At 42.1% G+C, this 15324-nt stretch carries 14 protein-coding genes; 11 read left to right on the top strand and 3 right to left on the bottom strand.

Annotated elements, in window-relative coordinates:
• The first annotated feature begins 121 nt into the window (after window positions 1–121).
• The 11 genes from SPADD19_RS04535 to SPADD19_RS04585 all read left to right on the top strand — a co-directional run bounded on the left by SPADD19_RS04535 (window position 122) and on the right by SPADD19_RS04585 (window position 13012).
• Window positions 122–1492, top strand: coding sequence for a UDP-N-acetylmuramoyl-tripeptide--D-alanyl-D-alanine ligase (locus tag SPADD19_RS04535; protein WP_061455349.1), 1371 nt, complete (start codon window positions 122–124; stop codon window positions 1490–1492).
• The gene (locus SPADD19_RS04540; protein WP_061455350.1) at window positions 1482–2093 is read left to right on the top strand and encodes an NUDIX hydrolase; all 612 of its coding nucleotides are present in this window, start codon (window positions 1482–1484) and stop codon (window positions 2091–2093) included. Before SPADD19_RS04535 ends, SPADD19_RS04540 begins: the two co-directional genes overlap by 11 nt.
• A gap of 30 nt (window positions 2094–2123) precedes the next feature.
• Window positions 2124–2825 carry a YwaF family protein gene (locus SPADD19_RS04545; RefSeq protein WP_049489067.1) on the top strand — a complete coding sequence of 234 codons (702 nt, stop codon included), beginning with the start codon at window positions 2124–2126 and terminating at the stop codon, window positions 2823–2825.
• A 25-nt stretch (window positions 2826–2850) separates the two neighbouring features.
• The gene (locus SPADD19_RS04550) at window positions 2851–3537 is read left to right on the top strand and encodes a YwaF family protein (protein ID WP_061455351.1); all 687 of its coding nucleotides are present in this window, start codon (window positions 2851–2853) and stop codon (window positions 3535–3537) included.
• Window positions 3538–3550: 13 nt separating this feature from the next.
• The gene (locus tag SPADD19_RS04555; RefSeq protein WP_003006294.1) at window positions 3551–4231 is read left to right on the top strand and encodes a YwaF family protein; all 681 of its coding nucleotides are present in this window, start codon (window positions 3551–3553) and stop codon (window positions 4229–4231) included.
• A gap of 58 nt (window positions 4232–4289) precedes the next feature.
• Window positions 4290–6215: a DUF2207 domain-containing protein gene (locus SPADD19_RS04560; RefSeq protein WP_061455352.1), complete on the top strand. Its 1926-nt coding sequence runs from the start codon at window positions 4290–4292 to the stop codon at window positions 6213–6215.
• A 185-nt stretch (window positions 6216–6400) separates the two neighbouring features.
• The gene (locus SPADD19_RS04565) at window positions 6401–7948 is read left to right on the top strand and encodes a peptide chain release factor 3 (protein ID WP_061455353.1); all 1548 of its coding nucleotides are present in this window, start codon (window positions 6401–6403) and stop codon (window positions 7946–7948) included.
• 78 nt (window positions 7949–8026) lie between these two features.
• Entirely contained in the window at window positions 8027–8407 is a 381-nt protein-coding gene (locus tag SPADD19_RS04570) for a PH domain-containing protein (protein WP_003015210.1), read from the top strand.
• Between the two features lie 41 nt (window positions 8408–8448).
• Entirely contained in the window at window positions 8449–9357 is a 909-nt protein-coding gene (locus SPADD19_RS04575; protein ID WP_049483663.1) for a magnesium transporter CorA family protein, read from the top strand.
• A gap of 799 nt (window positions 9358–10156) precedes the next feature.
• Window positions 10157–11767, top strand: a complete 1611-nt coding sequence (gene cshA, locus SPADD19_RS04580; protein ID WP_061455354.1) for a degradosome RNA helicase CshA — start codon at window positions 10157–10159, stop codon at window positions 11765–11767.
• A gap of 351 nt (window positions 11768–12118) precedes the next feature.
• Window positions 12119–13012, top strand: a complete 894-nt coding sequence (locus SPADD19_RS04585) for an aldose 1-epimerase family protein (protein WP_061455355.1) — start codon at window positions 12119–12121, stop codon at window positions 13010–13012.
• A 16-nt stretch (window positions 13013–13028) separates the two neighbouring features.
• On the opposite strand, the gene SPADD19_RS04590 is transcribed toward SPADD19_RS04585, so the two are convergent.
• The 3 genes from SPADD19_RS04590 to SPADD19_RS12565 form a co-directional block, all read right to left on the bottom strand.
• Window positions 13029–13292, bottom strand: a complete 264-nt coding sequence (locus tag SPADD19_RS04590; protein ID WP_061455356.1) for a GIY-YIG nuclease family protein — start codon at window positions 13290–13292, stop codon at window positions 13029–13031.
• Entirely contained in the window at window positions 13282–14028 is a 747-nt protein-coding gene (locus SPADD19_RS04595) for a tRNA1(Val) (adenine(37)-N6)-methyltransferase (protein WP_023917633.1), read from the bottom strand. The genes SPADD19_RS04590 and SPADD19_RS04595 overlap by 11 nt, the downstream gene beginning before the upstream one ends.
• Window positions 14029–14110: 82 nt before the next feature.
• A partial coding sequence (locus tag SPADD19_RS12565; protein WP_241496469.1) for an HAD-IC family P-type ATPase occupies window positions 14111–15324 on the bottom strand: 1214 nt, incomplete at its 5' end.

The following is a 15324-nucleotide window of genomic DNA, read 5'->3' on the forward strand; positions in this document are numbered from 1 at the left end:
CAAGAGGCTAGGACTTCTGTCCCAGCCACTTTTTTTGTGGTCTAGAATATGGTATAATGAGAAGAATTTGATAGGAGCGTCCAAATCTTTGAGGACGTTACGGAGAACTGAGGAGTCGGATATGAATCTCACATTACATGAAGTTGCTCATCTAGTACGTGCAAAAAATGATATCAGCCAATTTGAAGATGTGGCCCTCGTCAAGCCGGAATTTGACAGTCGTTTGATTGGGCCTGGAGACCTGTTTGTTCCTTTAAAGGGAGCGCGTGATGGTCATGACTTTATTGAGACTGCTTTTGAAAATGGAGCCGTAGCCACTTTTTCAGAGAAAGTGATCGAAGGCCACCCTTATATTTTGGTGGAAGATGTGCTGAGCGCTTTTCAAACACTAGCTGCAGCCTATCTTCAAAAGACAAAAGTAGATGTTTTTGCAGTAACGGGGTCAAATGGTAAAACCACCACAAAAGATATGTTGGCACAGCTATTGTCCACCACCTACCTGACCTATAAAACACAGGGAAACTATAATAACGAAATTGGTCTTCCTTATACGGTTTTGCATATGCCAGAAGGGACGGACAAACTCGTCCTTGAAATGGGGCAAGACCATCTAGGAGATATCCATCTCTTGTCAGAACTGGCGCATCCAAAAGCTGCTATTGTCACCTTGATTGGAGAAGCCCATTTGGAATTCTTTAAAGATCGAAGTGAGATCGCAAAAGGAAAACTCCAGATTGCGGATGGCATGCCAGAAGGTGGCCTTCTGGTGGTTCCAGCTGATCCGATCGTGAATGCCTACCTCCCTGAAAAACAAAAAGTGGTTCGCTTTGGGCCAGATGAGGAGATTTTTATTACCGAGTTAATCGAACGAAAGGACAGCCTAACCTTCCGAGCGAATTTCTTAGAAGAAGCGATTGATCTTCCAGTAACAGGAAAATACAATGCGACCAATGCTATGATCGCAGCTTATGTTGCCCTGCAAGAAGGAGTGAGTGAGGCTGCGATTCGTGATAGTTTTGAAACCTTGCAATTAACACGCAACCGGACAGAATGGAAGAAAGCAGGTAATGGGGCGGATATCCTATCCGATGTCTACAATGCTAACCCAACGGCTATGCGCCTAATCTTAGAAACTTTCTCGACTATTCCTGCTAATCCAAATGGCCGAAAATTAGCCGTCCTGGCAGATATGAAAGAACTAGGGGAGCAATCGGTAGATCTGCACAACCAAATGATTCTCAGCCTCTCGCCAGATGTCTTGGATACGGTTATTTTCTATGGCCAAGACATTGCAGGATTGGCTCAGTTAGCGAGTCAGATGTTCCCACTCGGACATGTCTATTATTTCAAGAAAACAGCTGAGGAAGACCAGTTTGAGGACATGGTCAAACAAGTCAAGGAAAGTTTGAAAGAGCAAGACCAACTCCTCATCAAGGGAAGCAATTCCATGAATCTAGCCAAATTGGTAGAGGAGTTGGAGAATGGTAAGTAATAATATACTGAAGGACATTCAGCGCTTGATTTCAATCACCAATACAGGCTTAGCCTTCTCAAAAGATCCATTTGATCAAGAGCGCTACCAGGATATTCGTGAAATTTTACAGGATCTTGTGAGAGAAACGACTGATCTGAATTCACAAGAATTATCAGATTTGTTTCGACCGACAAACTATTATGACACCCCCTTAATTGATGTTAGGGCTTGGATTGTCAAAGATAGAAAACTTTGTCTGGTGAAAGGTCAGGGAGAAGAGACCTGGGCTTTGCCGGGTGGTTTTGGTGAGGTTGGCTATTCTCCTAAAGAAAATATTTTAAAGGAAATTCAAGAAGAAACGGGCTATGTAGCACGTGTCAATCGGTTGTTGGCAGTATTTGACACCAATCGCTACCAATTGCAAAGCCGCCAATATGTGAAATTGGTATTTGAATGTGAATTGCTGGATGGAAGTTTTCAACAGAATCAGGAAATTTCCGATCTTGCATTTTTTGAGAGAGGGAAAATGCCTGCTCTTTCTACCAAGCGCAATACAGAAGAACAATTGAATTTCCTTTGGGAGGTTTATGATGGGAAACGAGATTTGTATTGTGATTAAAAACGATCTATAAATTAAAGGGATATAAAAATGACACTTTGGGATTTATTGTTTACGAACCAAAAATCAGCCCCGCCTGAGTTTGGACTCTGGTATTTTTTCCTACCAGTTTCCTTGTTGGTGGTTGGCTACTTTTCTATCAAATATGCGCAGTCAAAAAGCTACCAGCGCTTTTGGTACTGGGCACAATTGATTCAAGTTTTGACCATCAATGCTTGGTATATTCTAGCCCACATGCCTTTGACAGATAATTTGCCTTTTTATCATTGTCGCTTGGCCATGCTTGCGATCCTTTTTGCCCCGAGAGGAACCTATATCAAGCAATATTTTGCCTTGTTGGGAGTTCTAGGATCGATTGCGGCCTTGGTTTACCCGGCCTTTGACCCCTTCCCTTTCCCTCATATTACTGTGCTCAATCTGATTTTTAGTCACTGGGCCTTGCTTGCCAATAGTTTGATTTACCTACAGGATCATTATCAATCTGCAAAACAAGACAGCTTGAGAATTTTCAAGATTACTTTTGGCATGAATGCCTTGATTTTCTTGGTCAACCTTTTGACGAAAGGAGATTACGGCTTCTTACGACGTCCACCAATCATTGGAGACCACGGTGCTCTTTTGAACTACCTCTTGGTCAGCATCGTGATGGTAGCTGGTATTTGCTTGGTTAATCAACGCTATAAATACAAATACAAGATGGTCGAAGAGAGCATAGTTTCGCGTTCAGAATAAAAAGAGCAGATAAGGGAAAGAAATCATGACACTTTGGGACTTGTTTTTTACCAGTCAACCAACGGCTCCTCCTCAATTGGGGGCTTGGTATTTCTTATTGCCGACTTCATTGGTGGTAGTGGGAGTTTTGTCCATTCGATTTGCTCACTCTAAAGGCTACCAAAACTTTTGGTATTGGGGGCAATTGATCCAGTTGCTCATTATCAACGCTTGGTATATTGCAGCTCGCTTGCCTCTTTCAGAGAGTCTTCCCTTCTATCATAGTCGGATGGCCATGTGGATTATTCTCTTAGCTCCTAAGAGCAGCTTCAAACAATATTTTGCCCTCGTGGGAGTCTTTGGCTCCATTATGGCCTTGGTTCATCCTGTTTTTTATCCCTATCCTTTTCCTCACGTATCCTCGATCAACAATGTCTTTGGTCACTGGGCTCTCTTGGCCAACTGTTTGATCTATCTGGTTCAATCCTACCAGGTGAAAGAAGGGGCTGTTTGGAAAATCTGTCAGATGACTTTTGGGGTCAATGCCATTATTCAGCTTGCGAATCTCGTAACAGGTGGAAACTACGGTTTTATGCGTCGCCCTCCTGTGATCGGTGACCATGGCCTTGTGCTCAACTATTTGATCGTGACAGTCCTCATGACGGGGACACTGATCCTCATCAATACAATCGTTCAGTACAGTAAGAAAAGAAGAATACCTGAATCTGTTTAAATAAGGAGATTTTATGCATCATTTTTTCACTACAGAATCAACAGCACCACCAGCAATCTCAGCACTTTGGTATAGTGTGATGGTCTTGTTCGTTGTGACAGCGATTATGATGTCACTTCGCTATTATCAGAATGAGCAATTTCGTAAATGCTTTCAATACTTACAAGGCTTCCAGTTAATTTGCTTGTATCTGTGGTATTTTGCCTACCACATTCCTTGGTCCAATAGCTTACCATTTTATCATTGCCGCTTGGCCATGTTTGCGGTCTTGTTTTTACCAGACCGATGGAAAAGCAAACAGTTCTTTGCCTTGATGGGAGTGAGTGGAGCCATCTTTGCTTTGGGCTATCCAGTCTTTGATCCCTACACTTTCCCTCATATTACGAGTTTTTCTTTCCTCCTCGGACATTACTGTCTCCTCATCAATTCCTTGATTTATCTCTTGAGATGGTATGATCGAAACCTCTTAAAAAATAGTCAGATTGTTCTCTATACCTTTGCCTTAGATTTATTCCTGGTTGGAGTCAATCAATTGACGGGAGGAAATTACGGCTTGATGGCCCGCCCTCCGATTATGAGAGGGGATAAGGTGTGGCTCAACTATCTGGTTGTATCCAGTATTTTAGCCCTTGCTTTATTACTCTTTAATCAGTTCTTCAGTCGCAGAAGTGAGCGGGTGAAAGTGAGAAAATAACAAGTAGGAAGGTTGGGACATCTTGGTCTCAACCCTGTTTTATATTAAAGGAGAATATATGAAGCGTTTCTTGCTAATGATTTCCCTCATTTGGAGTTTGGTTTGTACAATCACGATCGCACATGCAGATGATGAAGTTCGCTATTCGATTGAATCCTATGTAGGACACCTCCAATTGCAGGAAGATAGCCAAGCAACATTTACACAAGAGATTACCTATCAGTTTCAGACAGGCTATCATGGTCAATATGTGACCTTAGGAAGCGCTGATCCTCTTCCAAAAGGGTTTAAGATTCATCGTCATCCTGAAGTGGAAGCCTATGTGGATGGGGAAAAACGTGAGATTCGTGTAGAGGAGACAGACCTGGAAGATGGTCGGCAATTAAAAATATACAATGCCCGTATCGTCGGAGGAACGGTCAAGATCAAAGTAAAATGGAAGATTGATCATCTCTTGACTTTCTACAAGGATATTGCAGAACTGAATTGGTTTCCTATTTCAGATGGAGATGAGAAAGTCGCGAAATTAGATTTTTATGTGGATGGCTTGGATGCCAAGCAGGGAAAACTGTATGCCCATACTGGTTACTTTAATCCACCAGCCCAAGTCGAACGGACTGCAACTGGTTATCATATTTGGACAAAGGATTTTCCAAAAAATGGCAAGCTCGAACTGCATGCCTATTGGCCAATGACAGAGGCCCTGCGTCGAGACCAAGCAAATGAGATTAACAAGGGAAATGGAAAAGAGAAATTTCTCAAAAAAGAAAAATCCATTGAACAAAAAACATTCTTTTATCGGACCCTTCTACTCAAGGTTGTTCCAATTGTATCGATTCTTTTATTTATCTTAGCTTTCATTCCCTGGATCCGGTATTTTATCAGTACCAGAACTCGTCGGATTGCAAAAGGAGTACGATTATACGAACCACCACAGAATTTACCTCCTCTTGTCCTAGCTAAGGCACTGTATCAACTAGATTTTGAACGGATGGTGATGTCTAGAGAGAAGGGGCAACTAAAATTTAATCATCTCATCCAGGCAACCATATTAGATCTCATTGACCGAGGAAATATTCGGTTGACTAGGGATGAAAATGGGGAAACTTTGACTTGTCTCCATTATGAAGGCTTAGCTGATTTTGAATTAAAGTTTATTGAAATGATTTTTGATCAAGAATCTGAAATCAATATCAGTGAGGTATTCTCAAAGTATAAAATTGATAAAGTAGCCCTAAAAAAAGACTTTCGAGCTGCTAAATCAGACACGCAACGAGACCGTATTCGAAAGATCGGAAATGAGGTTCAATCGCTTTTAAAAAAGGATGCCCAGCAATTGTCAAAAGGTGTCGATAAGGAGATTGCGAAATTAGGATTGCCTTCTTATTTTAGAGACTTATCTGAGAAAGAAGAAGCTCTTTCAAAAACAGGCTGTGCCTTACATTTTTGGCTCTTACTGATCTTATTTGTGAGCATGTGTTTCTTATCTTTTGGATTTGGATCACACCTATCTTCCTTCTATTTTTGGATCATTTTACTTTTGGTTTTGTTATTCATTCCATTTTATATTCTTGTGAAAATTCGCGAAGATCATCTACAATCCTTAGAGAACTTGGATGCACAATTTGAATGGATGGCCTTTCGAAATATGATCGAAAGTATTCCAAATTTCAACCAAGCGGAACTGGAGAGTGTTGTACTATGGAATCGTATCCTAGTCTATGCAACTATGTATGGTCAAGCTAAAAAAGTGAGTCAGGTACTCAAAAATCATCAGATTTCCTTACCATATGAGGATTGGGATGCTGTTGTTTGGATAACGACCTCTTCAAATTCCTTCCTAGACGGCTCTACCTTGATGAGTTATGCAGATGATTCCTATAGCGTTTCAAGCTTTTCTACTAACTCCTCAGATGGCAGTGGCGGCTTTGACGGCGGTGGCTTTTCTGATGGTGGCGGTGGCGGAGGATTTGGAGCCTTCTAACAGTCATGATAAGAGGACTAGAATCTACGGATTTTGGTCTTTCTTTTTGCTCTCAAAGAAGAATCATCGTTGAAAAAAGTGCCTATTTTCGCTATAATAGGACAGATAGAGAAATTGAGGAGAGATCCGATGTAGAGATGGATTTGTAAATTTATCAGAAAATAAAAAGAGAAAGAATTAGGAATATGAACGTACAAGAAGAAATTAAAAAACGCCGTACCTTTGCCATTATCTCCCACCCGGATGCTGGTAAAACGACGATTACAGAGCAGTTGCTCTACTTTGGGGGAGAGATTCGGGAAGCCGGTACTGTCAAAGGGAAGAAAACAGGAAACTTTGCTAAATCCGACTGGATGGACATTGAGAAACAACGTGGGATTTCGGTAACCTCATCTGTCATGCAGTTTGACTATGATGGAAAACGCGTTAATATCCTTGATACCCCAGGGCACGAGGACTTCTCAGAAGATACTTACCGGACCTTGATGGCGGTGGATGCGGCGGTTATGGTCGTAGACTCTGCTAAAGGGATCGAGGCTCAAACCAAGAAATTGTTTGAGGTTGTGAAACACCGTGGCATTCCAGTCTTTACCTTTATGAACAAGCTGGACCGTGATGGACGTGAGCCATTGGACCTCTTGCAAGAATTGGAAGAAGTCTTGGGCATCGCAAGTTACCCAATGAACTGGCCGATCGGGATGGGGAAAGCCTTTGAAGGACTTTATGACCTTTATAACCAACGCTTGGAACTCTATAAAGGGGATGAACGCTTTGCGAGTCTAGAAGACGGAGACCAGCTCTTTGCCAACAATCCTTTCTACGAGCAGGTGAAAGATGACATCGAACTCTTGCAAGAAGCTGGAAATGAATTCTCAGAAGAAGCCATCCTTGCGGGTGAATTAACACCAGTCTTCTTCGGATCCGCTTTGACCAACTTTGGAGTACAGACTTTCTTGGAGACTTTCCTCAAGTTTGCTCCAGAACCACATGGCCACAAGAAGACCGATGGAGAAATGGTCGATCCTTATGACAAGGATTTCTCAGGCTTTGTCTTTAAAATCCAAGCCAACATGGACCCTCGTCACCGTGACCGGATTGCCTTTGTGCGGATCGTATCGGGTGAATTTGAGCGTGGGATGAGTGTCAACCTGCCTCGTACTGGTAAGGGCGCTAAGCTATCAAATGTCACCCAGTTTATGGCCGAAAGCCGTGAGAATGTCAGCAATGCCGTGGCAGGAGATATCATCGGGGTCTATGATACTGGTACTTATCAGGTTGGAGATACGCTGACAGTTGGTAAAAATAAGTTCGAATTTGAACCACTGCCAACCTTTACCCCTGAAATCTTCATGAAGGTGTCTGCCAAGAACGTTATGAAGCAAAAATCCTTCCACAAGGGGATTGAGCAATTGGTGCAAGAAGGAGCTATCCAGCTCTATACTAACTACCAAACAGGTGAATACATGTTGGGTGCTGTCGGGCAACTTCAGTTTGAAGTCTTTAAGCACCGGATGGAAAATGAATACAATGCAGAAGTGGTTATGAGCCCAATGGGTAAAAAGACCGTTCGCTGGATCAAACCAGAAGACTTAGATGAGCGCATGTCTTCAAGCCGAAATATCTTGGCTAAGGACCGCTTTGACCAGCCAGTCTTCCTCTTTGAAAATGACTTTGCCCTCCGCTGGTTTGCGGACAAGTATCCAGATGTTGAGTTGGAAGAAAAGATGGGATAAGGAACGTTTTCAAAACCGAACCATAACAATAGAATAAGAAAACGGATAAGATCCGTTTTCGCTTTTAAAGGAGAAATAATGGGATTATTAAGTGGTTTGATGGGCAATGCCTCTCAAAAGAATGTTGATAAAGTAGAAAGAGATCTGGAAGATATCTTGGTGCCGGGAGAGCAAGTCACACTTGCTTTTAGCTTGATTCGTGATTTAATCGTCTTTACAGAGTTTCGTTTGATCTTGGTGGATAAGCAAGGAGTAACAGGGAAGAAAACATCCTACAAATCCCTTCCTTATCGCTCCATCTCTCGATTTTCAGTAGAAACTTCCGGTCATTTTGATTTGGATGCCGAATTAAAAATCTGGGTTTCTTCAGCAGTGGAACCTTCAGAAGTTTTACAATTCAAGAGTGACAACAGTGTCATCGAAATTCAGCAAGCATTAGCCAGTGCGGTCTTTAAATAAAATAATCATTTTGATAGAGAACAGTTGAGAAAGGAGACGGAATGTTTATCGAAAAACAATTGGGTCAAGATCGGAAATGGATCAATATCGACTCGGATATGATTGCTGAAAACTCATATCTTTATAAAAAATACGAGATTGACAAAGAAACCATTGAGTACGCGATGGATAAGAACGAACGTGCCCATATGGATTATAATCGAGAAAACGGTACGATCACATTTATCTACAATGTATTGGATTTAGAAAAGGACAAGGAATACTACGAAACCATCCCTATGACCTTTATCGTTCAAGATACGCGACTCGTGACCATCAGTAACCAGGACAATGCCTATATCATTGAACAAATGGTTCGCTATTTGGAAAGCCATGGGGAGTTGTCGATCTATAAGTTGCTTTTTGCAGGTCTTGAAATGATCAGTAATGCTTATTATCCGATTATTGATCGCTTAGATAAGCACAAGGATGAACTCAATCGTTTGCTTCGAAAGACAACGACGACCAAGAATCTTTATGCCCTGTCTGACCTTGAGACCGGTATGGTCTATCTGGTCGCAGCAGCCAAGCAAAATCGGATGTTGCTAGAACATATTAAAGCGCATGCCATTTATCGCAGGATGAATGATATTGAAAAAGAGCAGTTTGATGATGCCATGATCGAAGCGCGTCAGTTGGCTTCGATGACTGAGTTGATTTCCAATGTCTTGCAACAGTTGTCAGGATCTTACAACAATATCCTAAACAACAACTTGAATGACAACTTGACAACCCTAACCATCTTTGAAGCCTTGTTGGCGGTTTTAGCCGTTATCACCGGTTTCTTTGGAATGAATATCCCTCTTCCTATGACAAAGGATCCCAATGCTTGGATTTATGTATCCGTATGTAGCTTTATATTATGGCTCATTTTGGGAAAGGTTATGCGGTGGATTGTGAAACAAAGATAAAAAAGAGGCTTGGAGAAATCCGAGCCTCTTCGTATCTAGAATAATCTGAGAAATAGGAACCATCTAGACACCTGCCCTCCTCTCCAAAGAAGGGGCAGTGTGAATAGTTCATTGACTGTACAAAATCTTCTTGGAAATAGTAGGAGTAGATTTAATAGTACTGAGTGGTTTCTAAAAAAATTAGAACGTAGAATAAATCGTTGAATCAGATAAAATGATCCTATTTCTTTATACAGAAATATTTTAGATACTAACTGTATTATACATATTTATTTGTAAAAACGCAAGATAAGAACTACCAAAAAATAAAAGTTTTTCCGAAATTTTTATACTCCTATGATGAAGTATATTAGATGGTCGCAAGAAGAAAAGCAGTCCTGTCCTGGCTTTACGTCACTTTGAAGATTTCGAGCTATCAAGGAGGTTTTCCTAAAAAATAAAATAATTCTCCTTTGACTATCATTTGCCTCTTCATTGTGTTATACTAGATAAGTTGCAAACTTGTATGAGAGAAATGGTGGGGAGGCGGAGCAGATGGAAGGCTTCTGTTCGAAAGAAGACTCCCGCAAAAAGGATCTTGGTGTCTCTTCGTTTGAAAAACGACTCTAATCAACCAAATCCGCTAGAGCGAAAACATTTTTCGCCAAAGGGAATTCCATTGAAAAACGATTGGCTTTTCCTTTAGATGAGTCTTGCGACAGGTGACCGGGAAGGTGACTTCCTATGCAATCAGTGCGTATTCGCATTGAAAGAAGTTTGATAAAGTGGCTTCGCACCACTTTTTAGAAAGAAGAAAGAATTGAAATTCAATGAATTTAACTTATCTGCTGAATTATTAGCAGAAATTGAAAAAGCTGGCTTTGTAGAAGCAAGCCCGATCCAAGAACAAACCATTCCGTTGGCTCTTGAAGGAAAAGATGTCATCGGTCAAGCGCAAACAGGGACTGGTAAAACAGCCGCTTTCGGTCTTCCAACGTTGGAGAAGATCGATGTCGATAACACAGTGATTCAAGCACTTGTCATTGCCCCAACGCGTGAATTGGCGGTTCAAAGTCAGGAAGAACTCTTCCGCTTTGGACGCAGTAAGGGTGTCAAGGTTCGCTCTGTCTATGGTGGATCAAGCATTGAAAAGCAAATTAAAGCTTTGAAGTCAGGTGCTCACATCGTTGTGGGAACACCTGGACGTTTGCTAGATTTGATCAAGCGCAAGGCCTTGAAACTTGATCATATTGAAACCTTGATCCTGGATGAAGCAGATGAAATGCTCAACATGGGCTTCTTGGAAGATATCGAAGCTATCATTAGTCGTGTCCCAGAAACACGCCAAACCTTGCTCTTTTCAGCAACGATGCCAGAAGCCATCAAGCGCATCGGTGTTCAGTTTATGAAAGAGCCAGAACACGTTAAGATTGCGGCCAAAGAATTGACAACCGATTTGGTCGATCAATACTATATTCGTGTCAAAGAAGGCGAAAAATTTGATACCATGACTCGATTGATGGATGTCGAGCAACCTGAACTTGCCATCGTCTTTGGTCGGACCAAACGCCGGGTCGATGAATTGACGCGTGGCTTGAAGATTCGTGGCTTCCGTGCAGAAGGAATTCACGGAGATTTGGATCAAAACAAACGTCTCCGAGTCCTTCGTGACTTTAAAAATGGGAACTTGGACGTCTTGGTGGCAACAGACGTGGCGGCACGTGGCTTGGATATTTCAGGTGTGACCCATGTCTACAACTACGATATTCCACAAGATCCAGAAAGCTATGTTCACCGGATCGGACGGACAGGTCGTGCTGGGAAAACAGGTCAATCCATTACCTTTGTATCGCCAAATGAAATGGGCTATTTGCAAATCATTGAGAACTTGACCAAAAAGCGGATGAAGGGAATGAAACCTGCAACAGCAGAAGAAGCCTTCCAAGCGAAAAAACAAGTAGCACTGAAGAAAATTGAGCGAGACTTTGAAGATGAAAAAATCCGGACCAACTTTGAGAAGTTTGGCAAGGATGCTCGCAAATTGGCTGCAGAATTCACTCCTGAAGAATTGGCCATGTATATTTTGAGCTTGACCGTTCAAGATCCAGACAGCCTTCCAGAAGTTGAAATTGCGCGTGAAAAACCATTGCCATTTAAACCATCCGGTGGTGGCTTTGGTGGAAAAGGCAAAGGTGGCCGTGGAAATGGCCGTCGTGGAGATCAACGCCGTGATCGAAATCGCAGAGATGACCGTGAAGGTGGACGCCGTGATCGAAATCGCAGAGATGACCGTGAAGGTGGACGCCGTGATTTCAAACGCAAGTCCAATAAAAATAGCCGAGACTTTGAAGGCAAAGGCAACAAACGTCCTCATCGTACTTCCAATGAAAAGAAAAATGGATTTGTTATCCGCAACAAAGGGGATAAATAAGTCCTAAGAACGGTCTAGCAATAGGCCGTTTTTTTAATGAAAATCAAAAATACAAGGGTTAACCAGCTGTTAACCCTTGTATATTTATAAGGAGACCTAAATGATAACTGACTCTTTTAGAAAAAATGTATCATGATAAGGAGCATCCAAAAAAGTCAGACAACAGAAAGAATGAATTCCTAAAATGGAATATTTCTGTTAACATATTAAGTCTACAATTATTTCCAAGCCTTGTCAAGGATTTTTTCTTATTTTTTTAAAATTTTTGACTAGAAAAATAAAAATTGACAATCTCTTCTAAAAGGTTATAATAAATATAATAACTATACTAATTAAAAAGAGGTGTCGCCCATGGTGATTGCATTAAAAAATGATGATCTAGAACTACAATTTAAGACATTTGGAGGGGAATTGAGCTCCATTCGAAGTAAAGAAGGCATAGAATATCTTTGGCAAGGGGATCCAGAGTATTGGTCAGGACAAGCGCCGGTTCTGTTTCCGATTTGCGGGAGTGTTCGTAATGGTCAAGTGCAGTATCATCTAAAAGATGGAGTGAAGACAGGCCAGCTTCCAAGACACGGCCTCATTCGCAAAAGAGAGTTTGAACTCAAAGAACAGACAGACCATCGTCTTGTCTTTGAAATTACCTCTAACGACGAAAGCTTACAAAATTATCCCTACCATTTTCGAGTGGAAATCGCTTATGAATTGAAAGGGAAAGAGATCACCATCACCTATCGCGTGCAAAATTTAGAGTCAGATCAAGTCATGCCTTATTTCATTGGAGGGCATCCAGCCTTTCGTTGTCCCCTTTTAGCAGATGAAGACTATGAAGACTACGAGTTGATTTTTGAAAAAGAAGAAAGCTGTAGCGTTCCTCTCTTATTCACAGAAACTGGTTTGGTCGATCGCCTGCAGCGGACGCCATTTTTAGACCATAGTCGTAGCCTACCTTTGCGCCATGAACTGTTTGAAAAAGACGCCATTATTTTAGATCAATTAGCTTCTAAATCTGTGCAGCTCCTCTCGAAAAAATCCGGTAAAGGTTTGGAATTTGCCTTTGCAGATTTTGAGAATCTCGTCCTTTGGTCTACCAATAACAAGGGGCCTTTCATTGCCTTGGAGCCTTGGACGGGTATTTCCACATCTGCAGAAGAGGGCGATTTCTTCGAAGATAAAAAAGGTGTGATCCAGTTGGCTCCTCAAGAAACACGGAGTCACCAGTACCGTATCACCATTTTGTAAATGAAAAACCGTTGGACTATGGAGTCCGACGGTTCTTATTGATATAGTTTAGCTTTGCTTGGCGTGATTTCTTTTTAAAGAGAGCCTCGGCAGACATAGCAGAGGGTTTATCTGGATAGGATTCTTGGTAAAGAAGTTTAACGGGGAGGCGAGCCCGTGTGTATTTGGCGCCTTTTCCAGCATTGTGAGTCTTTAGGCGTTTTTCGACATCCGTGGTGTAGCCAGTGTAGAGGGAGCCATCCGCACACTCTAGAACATACATGTAAGCCTTAGTTTCCATAGTAGATCTCATGAATCTCGTCTGTATAGCTGCCGTCTTCATTGTGAATAAAGAGGGGAGGCAGAATTTTTAAACCGTCCAGTGAGCCATCCTTGATCGCCTCAATCAACAACATATTCGCCTCTTTGGTCACTTTTGGATAGACAAACTGGATCCGCTTAGGTGCAAGATTGTAACGCTTCATGGTTTCGATGATATCTAAAAAGCGATCTGGACGGTGGACCATCGCTAGTCGACCATTTGATTTGAGAACCCGCTGGGCCACATGGCAAATCTCATCTAAATTGGTGGTAATTTCATGCCGAGCTAAGAGGTAGTGTTCACTCTCATTGAGATTGGAATGCTCATCCACCTTGAAATAAGGAGGATTGCAGAGGATGATATCCACCTTACTGCCCTTGATATGTTGAGGCAAATGCTTAAGGTCATCGGTGATCATGGACATTTGCTGGTTCAAGTCATTGAGGGCAATGGAGCGGGTTGCCATATCCGCTAGACGTTCCTGTATTTCGACACCAATGATCTGGGCCTCTGTACGAGTACTCGCAAAAAGTCCCACGGCCCCATTTCCAGCGCAGAGATCTACGATCAAGCCCCGCTTGGGCAATTTTGGAAAGCGCGAGAGCAGGACGCTATCCACGGAATAACTAAAGACTTCCCGATTTTGTATAATTTTCACATCACTTGAAAAGAGTTGATTGACGCGCTCACCGTCTTTTAATTCGATATCTGTCATGGCTCTATTATAGCATGAAAAGAGGCCTGGGGAAAGATCGATAAAACATAAAAAGTTGAGAGTTTTTACTCTCAACTTTTTTTTAATCAAATTCATATTTTTGGAGAATCGTAGTGAGGATAAAGACTCCTGTAAAGATAGCCATCAATGCCAGATAAACTGGGAAAGTAGTGGCTGTAAGGAGGGAAATCTCGATCAAGTTTTTTAACACGACCGCAGATGCGTAGAATCCTACTACAGAGAAGACGATGAGGAGGGCCCGCCAGATATTTAGTGGCAGGCAAGCACGGATAACGGATAGGAAACCGATGGATCCAAGTAAGTAGTAGGATACAGTAGACATATCGGCTGCAGACCAACCATGGCTTGCTCCCCAAAGGCGAATAAACAAGACACTAAAGATGACCATCAAGGCGCTTGGTAAGGCTAACAGAAGGGAACGTCTCAAGAAGTGTTTTTCAACCGGTTTGATATTGCGTTCAAAGGTCAACACAAATGGTGGGAATCCTTCGACGAATTGGTCGATCAGGGTGATTTGAATAGGAATGAAAGGGAAAATCAGCAAATAGTTGACGTTAAAGAAGAGAGCACTGGCAATACAGATGATAGCCAAGAGGAAGGAATAGATCGTTTTGATAAAGAAGATTGGAGCGATTCGTCCAATGTTGTTCACCACACGACGGCCTTCAAAAAGAATTTCTGGAACGTCATTAAAGTCAGAGTTCAAAAGAACAATATTGGCAATCTGACGGGTTGCGGGATCTCCCTCAGCCATCACGATGGAGCAGTCTGCTTCGCGAAGAGCAAGGATATCATTGACCCCATCTCCTGTCATAGCAGTCGTCCGACCAGCTGCTTTCAGGGTTTGGATAAGCAGTTTTTTCTGGTGAGGGGACACGCGCCCAAAGATAGCTGTTTCTTCTGCGTGATCCACTAATTGATCATCAGAAATTTTTGAACAATCGATGTAGTTCTCATAATTTTTGAAGCCAGCTTGTTGAGCGATATAAGAGACCGTCACAGGGTTGTCACCAGAGATGATTTTGAGATCCACTCCTTGTGAGCGCAAATACTCAAGAGTATCTGAAGCCCCTTCACGAATGGGGTCTGTAATCTCAATAACCGCAATCCCTTCAAGATTTTCAGGCAGTTTCAATTCCTGCATGCTGATCAGTTCTGAACTGTGAGCCAAGACGAGCACGCGCGATCCACGAGCTTGTGCTTCGACGACAGGAGCTGGATTTTCTTTAAGGAGCATTTCAGGAGCACCGAGAAAGACGGTTCCAAGGTTGGATA

It is taken from the genome of Streptococcus parasanguinis (genome assembly GCF_001578955.1).
Classification (GTDB): Bacteria; Bacillota; Bacilli; order Lactobacillales; family Streptococcaceae; genus Streptococcus; species Streptococcus parasanguinis_U.

Excerpts from the sequence above, each read along its gene's own strand:
- SPADD19_RS04535 (WP_061455349.1), top strand. The coding sequence starts at position 122 with ATGAATCTCACATTACATGAAGTTGCTCATCTAGTACGTGCAAAAAAT.
- SPADD19_RS04540 (WP_061455350.1), top strand. The coding sequence starts at position 1,482 with ATGGTAAGTAATAATATACTGAAGGACATTCAGCGCTTGATTTCAATC.
- SPADD19_RS04545 (WP_049489067.1), top strand. The coding sequence starts at position 2,124 with ATGACACTTTGGGATTTATTGTTTACGAACCAAAAATCAGCCCCGCCT.
- SPADD19_RS04550 (WP_061455351.1), top strand. The coding sequence starts at position 2,851 with ATGACACTTTGGGACTTGTTTTTTACCAGTCAACCAACGGCTCCTCCT.
- SPADD19_RS04555 (WP_003006294.1), top strand. The coding sequence starts at position 3,551 with ATGCATCATTTTTTCACTACAGAATCAACAGCACCACCAGCAATCTCA.
- SPADD19_RS04560 (WP_061455352.1), top strand. The coding sequence starts at position 4,290 with ATGAAGCGTTTCTTGCTAATGATTTCCCTCATTTGGAGTTTGGTTTGT.
- SPADD19_RS04565 (WP_061455353.1), top strand. The coding sequence starts at position 6,401 with ATGAACGTACAAGAAGAAATTAAAAAACGCCGTACCTTTGCCATTATC.
- SPADD19_RS04570 (WP_003015210.1), top strand. The coding sequence starts at position 8,027 with ATGGGATTATTAAGTGGTTTGATGGGCAATGCCTCTCAAAAGAATGTT.
- SPADD19_RS04575 (WP_049483663.1), top strand. The coding sequence starts at position 8,449 with ATGTTTATCGAAAAACAATTGGGTCAAGATCGGAAATGGATCAATATC.
- SPADD19_RS04585 (WP_061455355.1), top strand. The coding sequence starts at position 12,119 with ATGGTGATTGCATTAAAAAATGATGATCTAGAACTACAATTTAAGACA.
- SPADD19_RS04590 (WP_061455356.1), bottom strand. The coding sequence starts at position 13,292 with ATGGAAACTAAGGCTTACATGTATGTTCTAGAGTGTGCGGATGGCTCC.
- SPADD19_RS04595 (WP_023917633.1), bottom strand. The coding sequence starts at position 14,028 with ATGACAGATATCGAATTAAAAGACGGTGAGCGCGTCAATCAACTCTTT.